Origin of the sequence: Halopseudomonas sp. SMJS2 (assembly GCF_029866945.1) — a bacterium.
GTDB classification, from domain to species: Bacteria; Pseudomonadota; Gammaproteobacteria; order Pseudomonadales; family Pseudomonadaceae; genus Halopseudomonas; species Halopseudomonas bauzanensis.
Genome location: NZ_CP123445.1, coordinates 1,412,524 through 1,427,733, shown reverse-complemented (window position 1 = coordinate 1,427,733; position 15,210 = coordinate 1,412,524). Strand labels below are relative to the sequence as shown.

The window sequence follows — 15,210 nt, the reverse complement described above, 5'->3', positions numbered from 1 at the left end:
CATACATAGCGACAACAGTCTTCAGGATCCGACTGCAAATCCTGGGGCGGTAGCGTGCCTGAAGCCTCACCCCAACCACTTGGAACCGACGCTTCAAGACCACTTCATCATGCGCATGCGCAAGGGAAATCATGCAAAACATCACCTCCCCCTATCGGAATCAGAGCAGTACCGACGAAATCGACTTGGCGGTGCTTTTCGGCGCGTTGATCGATGGCAAATGGATCATCGCCGGATTGACCCTGGGGTTCGCTCTACTTGGCATGACCTACGCCATTCTGACCACCCCGATATACCAGGCCAACGCTCTGATCCAGATTGAAGAAAAAAGTGGTGGCCTGGCAGGTATGTCGGAGCTGTCGGATGTATTTGGCGGCCCCTCCAAGGCCGTTACCGAGATCGAGCTGATCAAGTCCAGAGCGGTGATCGGTCAGGCGGTTACCAACCTCAAGCTGGATACGGTAGCGGCACCCAATTACTTTCCGGTTTTCGGCGAATGGGCGGCGCGGCGCTTCCAGCCCGAGTTCGCTGGTGAGCTGGCCCTACCCTGGTTTGGCCTGGTCGAATACGCCTGGGGCGGTGAAGAGTTGGAAATATTCCAGCTACATGTACCTACCGCTTACCTGGACACACCGCTTACCCTGGTCGCCGGCGCCCATGACTACTTCAGTCTATATGACGGCAATGATGAGCAACTGCTGACCGGCCAGGTCGGTCAACAGGTCGAGCAGAACGGATTCAGGGTGCAAATCGCCAGGCTCCAGGCCCGTCCCGGCACCCGCTTCACAGTAGCCCGAAACCGCCTGCTGAACACCATCATGTATTTCCAAAGCGAGTTGGACGCCAGCGAGCGCGCCAAGGATTCCGGTATCATCAGCCTGTCCCTGCAACACGCCGATCACCAGTATGCGATCCGGGTTCTGGACGAAGTCAGTCGACTCTATGTGCGCCAGAACGTCGAACGTAACTCGGCGGAGGCCGCGCAAAGCCTGCAGTTTCTGCGTGAACAGCTGCCCCAGGTACGCTCCGAGTTGGAGCGCTATGAACAGGCACTGAATGACTTCCAGATGAGCAGCAGGTCCGTGGACATCTCCATCGAGACCCAGTCAGTGCTGAACCAGATCATCGAGCTGGATACCTTGATCTCCGAACAGGAACTCAAGCGTACCGAGCTGCAGCGCCGCTTTACTGGTGAGCACCCGTCCTATCAGATTCTGCTGGAGCAGACCCAGCAACTGCAGCGCCAGCGCAACGAATTGAGCAAGAAGGTCGATGAATTGCCCGAGACTCAACAAGAGCTGCTGCGGTTGTCACGTGATGTTGCGGTAACCACCGAGGTATATACCGCAATGCTCAACCGCTCGCAGGAACTGGACGTCCTGCGCGCTGGCACCGTCGGGAACGTGCGTATCATCGATGCAGCCGACGCCAGCGTGTCGCGTCCCGTCAAGCCGCGTAAGACTATTGTCACCATCCTGGCCACGCTGTTCGGCGGGTTCCTCGGCGTCGCCCTGGTCCTGCTGCGCCAGATGCACAATCGCGGAGTGGAAAACCCCGAACTCATCGAACAGCTCGGCCTGCCGGTCTATGCTGCCATTCCCTTCAGCAAAGATCAGGAACATCTGGAGAAGCAGATGCGCAGTAATAGCCGCGCCGCACAACGTGACAGTCTGATCCTGGCACTGAAGAACCCCGCCGACCTCGCGGTGGAGTCCTTGCGGCGCCTGCGTACCAGCCTGCATTTCGCCCATGCCGAGGCGATGAACAATGTCCTGATGATCTCGGGACCCAGCCCCTCCGTAGGCAAGTCCTTCGTCGCCGTGAACCTGGCCGCCAGCATGGCTCAGACCGGACAGAAAATCCTGTTGATCGACGCGGATATGCGCAAGGGCTACCTCAACAAGGTATTTCGGCTACCGGCAAGGGATGGTCTGTCCGATCTGCTGACTGCCCGCATCGATATCGACACCGCCATCCAGCGCACCGAGATGGACAACCTGCACTTGATGGCACGGGGCCGCATTCCACCCAACCCATCCGAACTCCTGATGCATGAGAACTTTCGCCGTTTCCTCAGGGAGATCGACGACCGATACGATCTCATCATCATTGATACCCCACCGGTACTGGCCGTCACCGATGCCTCCATCGTCGGTCGTGAAGCCGGTATCAGCCTGCTGGTCACGCGTTTCGGACAGAATTCGGCCAAGGAGATCGAAGCCGCCAAACGCTGCTTCGAACAGGACGATATTCAGCTCAAAGGGGCCATCTTCAATGCCGTAATCAAAAAGTCATCCGCCTATGGATACAGTCAGTACGGCCATTACTTCTACGAATACAAATCGGAAAAAGCATAGGCCCCTCACTCACCCGACTGCCATAGAAGCGCGCTGGATTCTCTGAGGAATGATCATGAAAGTAACCGTATTTGGTACCGGCTATGTAGGATTGGTGCAGGGCGCCGTGCTGGCAGAAGTCGGCCATCACGTTATCTGTGTGGATGTGGACCCGGGCAAGATCGAGCGTCTGCAACAAGGTCAGATTCCGATCTACGAACCCGGCCTGGAGAACCTGGTGCGCGACAACCACGCCGCTGGCCGGCTGCAGTTCACCACCGACGCCCCTGTCGGGGTCCGTCATGGCACAGTGCAATTCATCGCGGTCGGCACGCCGCCGGATGAAGATGGTTCCGCCGACCTGCAGTATGTCCTGGCCGTCGCCGCGACCATTGCCGAACACATGGATGGGCACCGCATCATCATCAACAAGTCCACGGTGCCGGTGGGGACCGCGCGTCAGGTCTGCGAAACGGTCAACGGCGTGCTGGCCAGGCGCGACGACCCGGCGCTGACCTTTGATGTCGTGTCCAATCCCGAGTTTCTCAAGGAAGGTTCAGCGGTGGCTGACTGCATGCGCCCGGACCGGATCATCATAGGATCCGACAGCAGCGACGCCGAGGAAGTGATGCGCGAGTTGTATGCGCCCTTCAATCGCAACCATGAAAAGATCATCGTCATGGATGTGCAGAGCGCCGAACTGACCAAGTATGCAGCCAATTGCATGCTGGCAACCAAGATCAGTTTCATGAACGAAATGGCCAATCTGGCCGAGTTACTCGGCGCGGATATCGAGATGGTACGCCAGGGTATCGGCTCGGACCCGCGCATCGGCTACCACTTCATCTACCCCGGTGCCGGCTATGGCGGCTCCTGTTTCCCCAAGGACATCCAGGCGCTGATACGGACCGCCGAGATCGTCGATTTCGATGCCCGGCTGCTACGAGCAGTGGAGTCACGCAACCAAGAGCAGAAGACCATGCTGTTTCGCAAGATTTCCCGACACTTTCAGGGGGACCTCCACGGCAAGACCTTCGCCATCTGGGGGTTGGCCTTCAAACCCAATACCAATGATATGCGCGAAGCACCCAGCCGGGTGTTGATGGAAGCGCTCTGGAAAGCCGGTGCACGGGTCCGCGCCTACGATCCCGAAGCCATGGAAGAAACTCAGCGCCTTTATCTGGATTGCGATGAGCTGCAGCTGTGCGGTACCAAGGAGTCGGCACTCAAGGGGGCCGATGCCCTGGTCGTGGTGACCGATTGGCAGGCTTTCAAAGCGCCGGATTTCGAGCTGATTCGCAACTACCTCAACAAGCCGGTGGTCTTCGACGGCCGTAACCTCTATGACCCCAGACGCATGGCGAAGAACGGCTTTCAATACTACGCCACCGGACGCTGAAATGAAGATCGCCATTCTCAATACGCTGTATTACCCCTACCGGATCGGCGGAGCCGAGGTCTCGGTGCAGTTGCTGGCCGAAGCCATGGCGGACCAGGGGCATGAGGTCAGCGTGATCAGTCTGCACGACGCTCCGGACAGCCGCGTCGATCAGTTGCACGGCGTTACGCTGTATCGACTGCCTCTGCGCAATCTGTATTGGCCTTTTACCGGCTCCCCTGCGCGACCGCTGCGGTTGTTGTGGCATTTGCTGGATATCTACAACCCGCTCGCCCGGCTCGATGTCTCCCGTTTGCTAAGACAGATACAGCCGGACCTGCTGCACACCAATAATCTGGCCGGTTTCTCGGTCGCGGTATGGGACGCGGCGCATGCACTTGGCATCCCGGTAGTGCATACCACGCGTGACTATTATCTGATCCATCCCAACTGCACGCTCTATGACGGCAACCGTAACCAGGATCCAGGCTCGCTGAGCTGTCGGCTATTTTCCCTGATCAAGAAGTGGCGGTCCCGGCGCGTTCAGCAGTACGTAGCAATCAGCAACCACGTTCGTGCTTTGCATCTGCGCCTGGGCTACTTCCGTGCGGCGCCTGCCAAGGTGATCTACAACTCGGTAGCCCAACCGCTACCCTCATCACGTTCGTTCCCAGCCAACGGCGGCCTGACGCTCGGCTATTTAGGTCGAATAGAACCGGCCAAGGGTGTGGAAACGGCGCTGCAGGTATGCCGTCGGCTCGGTCCCGGATACCGGCTATGCCTCGCCGGCCGGGGTGACAGCGCCTACGTGGCCAGGCTGCAATCAACCTATGCCGGCCTGGATCTGGCCTGGCTGGGGCACGTATCACCGGATGAATTCTTTCCAGACATCGACATCCTGCTGGTGCCGTCGCAGTGGGCCGAGCCCTTGGGTCGCGTGGTATTGGAGGCCAATGCCCATGGTGTACCGGTGGTCGCCTCGGATGCCGGGGGCATCCCCGAGATCATCAGTGCCGGCGAGACTGGCTATGCTTGCCCCGCCGGTGACATCAATGCCTTTGTTACCGCAGCCCAGCGATTGGCAGCTACCGACCGGCAACAGCTGCGTGAACAATGCCTGGCCTGGGCCACGCAGTTTTCCGGCGACCGCATCACGGCTCGGTATATCGACGTTTATCAGACCCTGCATACCGATCAGACCGAACCACTTTCACCAACCCAGACCATTACCTGAACCCCGGCAGCCTACCTGCCGCTACATCGCGCCGCGCTCAGCCGCCCGAGACCCCATGAAAACCCAGTATCTTCGACTCAATGCCGCCTTTCTGGCGCTGGTATGTCTATTTGTCGTGTTCGGCAATCTGCCACGCTTTGTGCCAATTGCTGGTTCCTTCGGCAACGTCAATGCCAGCGAGCTGGTGATCTACTTATGCGCCGCGCCCATCCTGATCAAGAACTTCAAGCGGTTGATCACCTCCCGGGCGGTACTCTTTCTGCTCGCGGTCAACGCCTTTTCTCTGGGTGTCGGCATCTACCATTATGGCTTGGCGCTGGACTCGATGTTCTACAACATCCGGCTTAGCGCGATGATCCTCTCGGGCTTCGCCGCTGGCGTGGCGCTGCACTGGATTTTCCGTGATGACATTACCCGTCTGACCAAGGCCTACGTTGTCACCTATGGCGCCGCAGCTCTGTTCAGTTTCGTGCTGCTGGTTATTTATCCCGACTCCACAGTGCTATGGCTCAAATTGGAACAGATGGGTATCAGTTTTACCGGCGACCCCCATCAGTTCCGCCTGGTCTCGACCTACCTGGACCCAAACTTCTTCGGCACTATCATCGTATTGCCAATCCTCATGGGCACCTTGCTGATACAGCGCAGCAGCTATTTTGCGATCTTCCTGCTGATGGTGATCGCCCTGCTGTTCAGCTTCTCCCGTTCAGGCATTTCCCTGGCGCTGCTGGCATTCGCTTGCGTATTCGGCCTGCGCATCCTGAGCATGGTCACCCAGTATCAGAGCAAGCACATCGGCGTGCGACCGGCCCATGTTTACTTCCTGTTGCTTTCACCTTTTCTCGTTTTGGCGCTGATATATGTTTTCGACAGCCAGGTGGAGCGAGTGGTCGAACGCTTCACCACGACTCGTGATGACGGCTCGGCGCTGTCACGGCTGCGGGCGTTCGATACCGGCACGGAACTGATCGCCCAGCACCCGCTGCTCGGCCACGGTTACAACTTCGCCATCCGCTATTTGTTCAAAGATGGCACCAAGGTCGACTCCAGCCTGCAGATGGTGATCATGAGCTACGGATTCATCGGCACTTTGGTGACCTTGGTGGCAGGCAGCCTATGGGCCTGGGTCATCAGCGGCAAGTTACGCCAGCTCCCTTCGCCCCTGCCCTATCTGCTGTTTCGCAAGTTATTGATTTACACCGCGCTCACCCTGCTCTGGGCCGGGCATTTCAATCAGATTGTGTTTTACCCCTTCTGGCTGCTGCCAGTGCTGGCTCTGTTTTTCTACTTCGACCAGCTCTGCGTAAGCCTGAAGTCCCCCCATCCTTTTCGGAGCCCGCATGGAACATTCGCACATAGCTTTTGATTCCAGGTGGATTGGCCAGCACGGCATCGGTCGATTTGCCACGGAGTTGCAGGACCGTCTCAACTTTACCTGTCTGTTTGACGACCCGAGCCCTCCCGCTTCCTTTTCCTCGTCAGTCCGGCTCGGTCGCTGGCTTGCCGGTAGCGGTGCGAAGGCGTTGTACAGCCCCGGTTACATACCCCCGTCGGGAAGCCGGCTGCCTTTCGTCTTCACCATCCATGACCTCAACCATATCGATGTCGAACACAACAGCTCCACCCTGAAGCGACTCTATTATCAGCTCATCATCCGCCCGGCGATCCATCGCGCCGAGCAGGTACTGACCGTGTCGGAGTTCTCCCGTGGGCGGATCGTCGAATGGGCCGGTTGCGATCCCGAGCGGGTGACGGTAGTCGGCAATGGGGTCAGCGATATATTCCATGCCGAGGTCTCCCCCATGCAGCCCGGTTACGCCTATTTCTTCTGCTGCAGCAACCGCAAGGGCCACAAAAATGAAAAGCGTCTGATAGAGGCGTTCAAGCTCAGCGGCCTGCACCGCGACTGCAAATTGGTATTCACCGGCAAGGCCAATAATGCCTTGCAGCAACTGATTTCCCGTGAGGGCCTGCAGCAGCAAGTGCTGTTCACCGGTCATCTCTGCGAAACCGAGCTGGCGAGCTGGTACCGCGGTGCTATCGCCACGGTCTTCCCCTCACTCTATGAAGGTTTCGGCCTCCCCGTGGCTGAAAGCATGGCCTGCGGCACACCGGTCATCACTTCGGAACTAACTTCAATGCCAGAAGTGGGAGGCAATGCCGCGCTCTATATCGATCCCCATGACAGCGACAGCATATCCCTGGCGATGATTGCGGTGGCCGAAAATGCCGAATTGAGCAGCCGACTCTGCAACAGAGGGTTGACGCAGTCTCGGAACTTCACCTGGGACAGAACCGCGAGCCTGGTCAGAGATGTTCTGACGCAGCTGCAAGCCCAATGATCAGCCTGTCCCGCCTCATCTCAACAAGGAACTCACCATGAAAGTTGCCATTGTCGTCGACTGGCTTACCGTTTACTCCGGTGCAGAACGCGTGGTCGAGCAGATTTTGCGGCTCTACCCCGAGGCTGACCTGTATTCCCTGATCGACTTTCTAGAGGACGATCAGCGGGCATTTCTCAATGGTAAACAGGCAACCACCTCCTTTCTCCAGCGCATGCCTTTCGCCCGAACGCGTTACCGCAGCTATCTGCCGCTCATGCCGCTGGCTATTGAACAGTTCGATCTGAGCAACTATGACCTGATCATTTCCAGTTCCCACGCGGTCGCCAAGGGGGTACTGACCGGGCCGGACCAGCTGCATATCTGCTATATCCATTCTCCAGTGCGTTATGCCTGGGACCTGCAACACCAGTATCTATTGCAGTCGGGGCTGAGCAGAGGCCTGAAGAACTGGATCGCGCGCTGGTCGCTGCATTACATCCGCAACTTCGATGCGCGGTCCTCGCTGGGTGTCAACGCCTTCATCGCCAACTCCGAATTCATTGCCCGGCGGGTGCAGAAGTGCTATCGGCGGCCAGCCGAGGTGGTGTATCCGCCAGTAAACATCACCGACTTCAATCTTGAGCGGGACAAGCAGAACTTCTATGTCGCGGCATCGCGCATGGTGCCCTATAAGCGCATGGACCTTATCGCCCAGGCCTTTCGGCAGATGCCCAACCAGCAGCTGGTGATCATCGGTGACGGGCCGGACCTCGACAAGGTCCGTGCGGTCGCCGCCGGCAGCGCCAACATAAGGGTCACCGGCTTCCTGCCCTTCCCACAGATGCGCCACTACATGCAACGAGCCAAGGCATTCGTGTTCGCCGCAGAGGAGGATTTTGGCATCACGCCGGTCGAGGCAATGGCTTGCGGCACCCCGGTCATTGCCTACGGCAAGGGCGGCGCACTGGAAACCGTGATCGACGGCAGGACCGGCCTGTTCTTTCCCCAGCAGACCACCGAATCACTGATCCAGGCGGTCGAGCGGTTCGAAACCATTGGCCATGGTATCCGTCCCGAAAACTGCCGCGAACAAGCGGAAAACTTTTCCATTGAGCTGTTCCACGAACGGTTCTCCCAGACCGTGGATGCAGCCATCCAGGAGTTCCAACCGAACTCCACCTTAACCCTTGCAGGAGTATGACCATGTTGCAGCCCGTCATAATGGCCGGCGGTTCCGGCTCCCGACTCTGGCCTCTGTCACGCCAGCTCAACCCCAAGCAGTTTCTGCCCTTGACCGAGCCGCAGTTGACCATGCTGCAGGCGACCATCAAACGACTTGATGGCCTGGCCTGCTCGCAGCCTTTGCTCATCTGCAATGAACAGCATCGTTTTCTCGCGGCAACCCAGCTGAAGCAACTGGGCATGGATGACACCCGCATCATCCTGGAACCCTGCGGGCGCAATACCGCACCCGCCATCGCCCTGGCAGCGATCAAACTGCACACCATCGGCCAGGACCCATTGCTGCTGATCCTGCCGGCCGACCATCAGATTGCCGATACCAACGCATTCCATGCCAGCCTGGAAGCTGCCATTCCCCTGGCCGAAGCCGGCAAGCTGGTCACTTTCGGCATAGTGCCCACTGCGGCAGAAACCGGCTATGGATATATTCAGCTGGGCGAACGAATGGGCGACAGAGCGTTTGCCGTCAATCGCTTCGTGGAAAAGCCCGACGCTGCTACCGCCAGTGATTATGTGAGCTCGGGGCAGTATCTCTGGAACAGCGGAATGTTTCTGTTCCGCTCCTCGCGTTATCTTGAAGAACTTGCCGAGCACCGCCCGGATATCCTTACCGCCTGCCAGCAGGCCGCATTGGCCAATGCCTATGACCTGTTGTTCACCCGGGTAGATGCCGACGCCTTCGCTGGGTGTCCCGATGAATCCATCGATTACGCCGTGATGGAAAACACCGCTGATGCGGTGGTGGTAAGCCTGGAAGCTGGCTGGAGCGATATTGGTTCCTGGTCGGCATTATGGGAGACCAGTACCAAGGATGCGAATGGCAACGCCACCCAGGGGGATACCCTGGCGCATGACTCGCATAATACCCTGGTCCGGGCCGAGCATCGTCTGGTCGCTACGCTGGGGGTCGATGATCTGATCATTATCGAAACCAAGGATGCAGTGCTGGTCGCCCATAAGGACCGGAGCCAGGATGTGAAGGCCCTGGTCGAGCAACTCAAGACCACCGGCCGTCAGGAGACCATCAGCCACCGCGAAGTCTATCGGCCCTGGGGAGTCTATGATTCCATCGACCATGGTCACCGCTATCAGGTCAAGCACATCACCGTAAAGCCCGGCGCCAAGCTGTCCTTGCAGATGCACCATCATCGGGCCGAGCATTGGATCGTGGTCTGCGGCACAGCCAAAGTGACCAACGGTGACAAGACCTATCTGGTGACCGAGAACCAGTCCTCCTATATCCCGGTCGGCCAGATCCATACTCTGGAGAACCCCGGCGTCATCGATTTGCAGCTGATCGAGGTGCAGTCCGGGTCCTATCTGGGCGAAGACGATATCGTGCGCTTCGAGGACCGTTACGGTCGCGTCGAAAAGGCTGCCGTCGACACCCGAGCGGTGACCCATCTCAAATGAGTGATCGCGCAACGACAACCTCTCCTGCCCGAAGCCTCGGCAGCATTGCTGCCCGAGGCGCCATACTCACCATGGGCGGCCAAGGTGTGAAGATCATGCTGCAGTTCTGCGGCATCGTGATTCTCGCGCGCCTGCTGTCGCCCAACGATTATGGTTTGATGGCCATGGTGGTCGTGCTGACCGGCCTTGGCGAGGTACTTCGCGACTTCGGCCTGTCGTCCGCGGCGATTCAGACGCGGAGCCTGTCCGTCGAGCAACGCAGCAACCTGTTCTGGATCAACTCGGCAATCGGTGTGATCCTCGCCCTGACACTTTTTACCATCGCCCCGGTGCTCGCCGCCTTCTACGATGAGCCCCGGCTAATCCCTATCGCTCGTATCCTGTCCATCACCTTCCTGTTGAATGGCATCGCTACCCAATACCGGGCCCAACTCAATCGGGGGATGTCCTTCGGCACGCTGGCCATAATCGATATTCTCGGCATGGCCGCCGGGCTGGCGGTAGGGCTGTTCATGGCCATCGAGGGTTACCAGTATTGGGCGCTGGTCGGTCAGCAACTGGCCTTGTCCGCAGCCACGCTGGTGACATTGGTGCTTGCGGCACGCTGGCTGCCCGGCCTGCCGTGCCGCAGCGCCCCAATGGCAGGCCTGCTGCGTTACGGCTGCAATCTGATGGGCACGCAGTTGATCGGCTATGCCACGCGCAACCTCGACAGCCTGATTATCGGCTATCGCTTCGGCGCAGAGGCCCTGGGGCTGTACAGCAAGTCCTACCAGCTTTCCATGTTGCCGCTGAATCAGATTAACGCACCCGCTACCACCATCGCCCTGCCCGTGCTGTCTCGCCTGCAACAACAACCGACGCGCTATGACCAGTTTCTGCTGCATGGTCAGACCCTGATGCTGCATCTGATCGTTTGTGTATTGGCATTTGCCGCTGCCTTGGCCGAACCGCTCATTCTGCTGGTGCTGGGGCCGCAGTGGCAGGAGGCGGTGCCGGTATTTCGTATTCTGGCGGTGGCGGGCATCTTCCAAGCCGCCAGCTATGCCAGCTATTGGGTGTTCCTGTCCAAGGGCCTGACGCCACTGCATCTGCGTTTCACCCTGATATCCCGACCCGTAATGATCGGTTTCATCTTTCTCGGGGCACTCTGGGGCGTATCGGGCGTGGCGATTACCGTCGCCAGCGGCATGGGCGTGCTGTGGCTCTGGGGCCTGTTCTTTCTGCGGCACTCCGGCGCCCCGGTCGGCGCCATGCTGCGCAATGGCCTGATCATCATCAGCGGTTACGCGCTCAGCGCCGGGTTCGCCTGGTACAGCGCCGACCGCTGGGGCTCATCGCTACCCCTACAGTTGCTGATCGGTAGCGCAGCCATGGTCGGCGCCGTCCTGACGCTCGGCCTGAGTTGGCCACCTTTCCGAGGCAGCCTGCTGCAAGTGCTCAGTTCCAGCACCCTATTACGTGCAGGGCGCCCGTCACAACCTTGACCACTCCAACTTTACCTGCGGGACAATCATGAAAAAACGAATCAGAGCGGCCCTCGGGCATCCACGCCTGCTGCTTTTCATCGATCGGCTGCTATTCACAGTCGGGCCGGCAACCAATCAGCGCTCCACCTTCAGCCTGCTGATCGCGCCGCCTGGTGCTGGAAATATCGGCGATCAGGCCATGATCGAGGCCTATCTGGAGAATACCCCGGGTGATATCCGCATCATCTGCCACGGGCAGCAGGACATCATTGTTCCCGACCAGCATATCGAGCGAACCCGGGTGATCGTCCTGCCAGGGCTCATTTACGGGCATCTTATCCCGCATGTGCGCAGCATCGGAGTATTTCGCCGGTTGCTCGGACGAGCCCAGTCACTGGCCATTACCGGTGCCGACATCATGGATGGCGCCTATAACTGGCAGGCTTCCACCAATCGCGCCAACATTGCCTGGCTAGCGGCCCAGGCCGGGGTTGCCGTGCGTATTCTCGGCTTCAGCTGGAATGGGCAGGCACACCCCCAGGCGGTGACCGCCTTACGGCGCGCCACCGCAGCCGGTGTCCAGCTGTGCCTTCGCGATCCGTTATCCGCCGAACGCGCCCGCGCCGACGGTCTGGCCAATGTCACCGAAGTTGCGGACATCGTATTCGCCGCCCGTACCGTCAACTTCGCAACGGCCTCACGGTTGCTGTATTCCCTGCCGGCCCACTGCGACTATGCACTGGTCAATGCCAGCGGCCTGATTGGCCGAACACAGGGACAGATCGACGGCTATGTGCGCATTATTCGCGAACTGCAGCACCAAGGGCTGCAGGTGATACTGCTACCCCATGTCTCCCGCCCCGGCGGCGACGACCTGCCGGTCTGTCAGGCGATCCATCAGGCCCTCAAGGACCCGCAGGTCGTTCTGGTCGACCAGTTGCTCTCTCCTTCAGAAATACGCGGCCTGACCGCCAGCGCAACGCTGACCGTCACCGGACGTATGCATCTGGCGATCATGTCGCTGTATAGCGGTGTGCCAGCTATTACTCTGGCGACGCAGGGCAAGGTCGAGGGCATGATGCGATTGTTCGGTGCGGAATTCCTGTGCATTGAACCGCAGCCCGACTTCGCCGATCGCGTTATCACCGTCGCCCAGCAGATTCTGTCGCGCCCGGATGACCTGCGCCAGCATCTACATAGCAAGCTGCCTGCCGTCCGCAGGCTGGCCAGCCGCAATTTCGATAGCCCCCAACAAGACATCGTCAACCAGAAGGAATTGTCCTGTGCCTACGATTGAGCAGGTAGTCCAGCGGGATATCTGTGTGGGCTGCGGCGCTTGCCAGTTCGTCACCCGTGGTGAAATCCAGGTTCGACGCAACACGCTTGGTTATTACAGCGCCGACCTGTCACATGCCCGGCCCCGCAGCCTGGCCACGGCCAGTCGCGTTTGCCCGTTCAGCAATGAATCCCGGAATGAAGATGACATCGCCGCGGCGGTCTTCCCGGCCGAGCTCAAGAATGATCCGCGCACCGGCAAGTACCTCAGCATCGCCGCCGCCCGGACTACAGACGATGATTACCTGCGCGGCAGTAGCTCCGGCGGCCTGACCAGCTGGATCCTGATAAAACTGCTCGAGTCAGGGCATATAGACGGGGTTATCCATGTCGGCCAGGGCGGTGATGGGCTGTTTTCCTATCGCATCTCCCGCAGCCGTCAGGAACTGACCGCACGGCGCAAATCCATCTATTACTCCACCAGCTTCAATACCGCCTTACAGAGCATCCACGGTGACGGCCAGCGCTACGCCCTGGTGGGCGTGCCCTGTTTCATCAAGAGTGCGCGGTTGCTGTGTATGGAAGACCCAGTGCTAGCTTCGCAACTGGCCTATTTCATCGGCCTGGTCTGTGGCCACCTCAAATCCGCCGCCTTTGCCGAGCTGCTGGCCTGGCAATGCGGGATCAGCCCCGATGAGCTGACCGCTGTCGATTTTCGGGTGAAGCAGCCCGGACAGGATGCGGGGCGCTACAGTTTCGGTGCGCGGGCCGGCAAGGACACCAGCGAGTGGACCACGCGCCCCACCAGCCAACTGCTGGGTGGTAACTGGGGACACGGCATGTTCCAGCTCAATGCCTGCAACTATTGCGACGACATTTTTGCCGAGACCGCCGACCTGGTACTCGGTGACGCCTGGCTACCCCAGTACCGGTCCGATTGGCGTGGCACCAACCTTCTGTTGTGCCGCAATGCATTGATCCAGCAGTTGATTGATGATGGCGCGGCGACCGGTGAACTCTTCATCCAGCCTCTCTCGGTAGCCCAGGCTGCCAGTTCCCAGGCAGGTAACTTCCGTCACCGTCATGAAGGTCTCGCACTGCGCCTGGCCGATGACCAGAATGCCGGACACTGGGTTCCCAACAAGCGCGTCACGCCGGACCACAATGTGGTCGGCAACCGTCGCCGCGAACTCATCCGTCGTCGCCGCGAACTATCCCGGGCCAGCCACGAGTTGTTTGCCGAAGCCAGGGAGCAGGGTTCGCTGGCGCTCTTCATCGACCGAATCACCCCGCTGGTGCAACGGTATGAAAAGTACAAAGCAGCGTCGCTGCCGCGCCGGCTGCTGGGACTGGCCAAGCGGCGAATCCAACTGATCCTGTCCTGATTCCATCTTCGCTCACTCAACGAGCCCCCCAATGATTCGAACAGTCTGTGACGCATTGCGCTCCCGCCCAAGAGCAACTGCCCCGGTCACGAGACCGGAAACCGGATGCTCAAAGAAGGAGTACCATTTGACGAATAACACGGCTCGCCGGCTGAAAATCGGCTATGTTCCTGGGCATGCGGAGGGCAACGCCTACGTACAACGCACCCAGGAGGCACTGGCCGAACTGGGTCAGGTTTATCCATTGTCGCCTTCCACCAAATCCCTGTGGCGGCTACTGAAGTTTCGCCCCGGCTTCTTCGACGTGATCATCGTCAACTGGCTGGAATACAAGATCGCCAACCCAGCTACCGGCAGGCCCTCCTGGGCCGGTGTGCTGGCGTATTTCATGCAGATTCTCTCCTTCCGGATATTCTGCCGAAGACTGATCTACCTGCGTCACAATACCTATCCGCACCACGCCCGCAGTCGGTCCGCCAACACCCTGACCCGAATAATTGATCTATCCGAGCACTTTTACTCCACGACCGCCACCCACAGTGGCCACTTCACCGACAAGTACTACGTTCCCCATCCGCTCTATCAGGAGCACCCCCTGGCGACCAAAGGCGACCATTTCATCGTTTTCGGACGAGTCATGCCCTACAAGAACATTGAACAACTGATCCGCCACTTCCCCGCTGATGAACAACTGATCATCGCCGGCCCCTGCGATGACCCACCCTACTTTCGCAAACTTCAGACAATCGCCGAAGGCAAGAACATCGAATTCATTTCCCGTTTCCTATCGGAAGACGAGGCCCAACACCTGGTGGGCACCGCGCGCGGCCTGATTCTGTCTCATGCCGATAACGACATGATCGTCAGCGGCAGTTTCTTCTACGCATTGAGTCTTGGCACACCGGTCATCGCCGTAAAGACGCCGTTCTTCAACTGGGTACAGCGCGAACTGGACGTGGAAGGACTGACTGTTGTCGATGAGGTCGAATCCATCGGCTTGGCACTCAAACAACAAGTCCATCTGCCGGCCGAAACGATCCTCAGATCAGCAAGAAAATACTTCTCCTTGGCGACCGTCACCACCTGCTGGGATGCGTTGTTTGCTCAGCTTCAACTCCAGGACCCGACCTGAGCCATATCCACCCGAACTGCCG

Annotated in this window: 11 protein-coding genes; all 11 read left to right on the top strand. The window is 59.0% G+C overall.

Annotated features, from left to right (window positions below; genetic code table 11):
• The first annotated feature begins 131 nt into the window (after positions 1–131).
• Positions 132–2,357 (top strand): polysaccharide biosynthesis tyrosine autokinase, encoded by a 2,226-nt coding sequence (locus QAO71_RS06745; RefSeq protein WP_136869831.1) that lies wholly within the window; start codon positions 132–134, stop codon positions 2,355–2,357.
• Positions 2,358–2,412: 55 nt separating this feature from the next.
• Positions 2,413–3,735: a UDP-glucose/GDP-mannose dehydrogenase family protein gene (locus tag QAO71_RS06740; RefSeq protein ID WP_280165535.1), complete on the top strand. Its 1,323-nt coding sequence runs from the start codon at positions 2,413–2,415 to the stop codon at positions 3,733–3,735.
• A 1-nt stretch (position 3,736) separates the two neighbouring features.
• Positions 3,737–4,948 carry a glycosyltransferase family 4 protein gene (locus QAO71_RS06735; protein WP_280165534.1) on the top strand — a complete coding sequence of 404 codons (1,212 nt, stop codon included), beginning with the start codon at positions 3,737–3,739 and terminating at the stop codon, positions 4,946–4,948.
• 55 nt (positions 4,949–5,003) lie between these two features.
• Positions 5,004–6,314, top strand: coding sequence for an O-antigen ligase family protein (locus tag QAO71_RS06730; RefSeq protein ID WP_074780007.1), 1,311 nt, complete (start codon positions 5,004–5,006; stop codon positions 6,312–6,314).
• Positions 6,289–7,290, top strand: coding sequence for a glycosyltransferase family 1 protein (locus QAO71_RS06725; protein ID WP_036992474.1), 1,002 nt, complete (start codon positions 6,289–6,291; stop codon positions 7,288–7,290). Before QAO71_RS06730 ends, QAO71_RS06725 begins: the two co-directional genes overlap by 26 nt.
• A 37-nt stretch (positions 7,291–7,327) precedes the next feature.
• Positions 7,328–8,473 (top strand): glycosyltransferase family 4 protein, encoded by a 1,146-nt coding sequence (locus QAO71_RS06720; RefSeq protein WP_074780009.1) that lies wholly within the window; start codon positions 7,328–7,330, stop codon positions 8,471–8,473.
• 2 nt (positions 8,474–8,475) lie between these two features.
• Positions 8,476–9,927 carry a mannose-1-phosphate guanylyltransferase/mannose-6-phosphate isomerase gene (locus tag QAO71_RS06715; RefSeq protein WP_074780011.1) on the top strand — a complete coding sequence of 484 codons (1,452 nt, stop codon included), beginning with the start codon at positions 8,476–8,478 and terminating at the stop codon, positions 9,925–9,927.
• Positions 9,924–11,414 (top strand): lipopolysaccharide biosynthesis protein, encoded by a 1,491-nt coding sequence (locus QAO71_RS06710; protein ID WP_280165533.1) that lies wholly within the window; start codon positions 9,924–9,926, stop codon positions 11,412–11,414. Before QAO71_RS06715 ends, QAO71_RS06710 begins: the two co-directional genes overlap by 4 nt.
• A 28-nt stretch (positions 11,415–11,442) precedes the next feature.
• Positions 11,443–12,693, top strand: coding sequence for a polysaccharide pyruvyl transferase family protein (locus QAO71_RS06705; protein ID WP_280165532.1), 1,251 nt, complete (start codon positions 11,443–11,445; stop codon positions 12,691–12,693).
• Positions 12,680–14,056 (top strand): Coenzyme F420 hydrogenase/dehydrogenase, beta subunit C-terminal domain, encoded by a 1,377-nt coding sequence (locus QAO71_RS06700; RefSeq protein ID WP_280165531.1) that lies wholly within the window; start codon positions 12,680–12,682, stop codon positions 14,054–14,056. Before QAO71_RS06705 ends, QAO71_RS06700 begins: the two co-directional genes overlap by 14 nt.
• Positions 14,057–14,183: 127 nt before the next feature.
• Positions 14,184–15,188 carry a hypothetical protein gene (locus QAO71_RS06695; protein ID WP_074780019.1) on the top strand — a complete coding sequence of 335 codons (1,005 nt, stop codon included), beginning with the start codon at positions 14,184–14,186 and terminating at the stop codon, positions 15,186–15,188.
• Positions 15,189–15,210 lie beyond the last annotated feature (22 nt).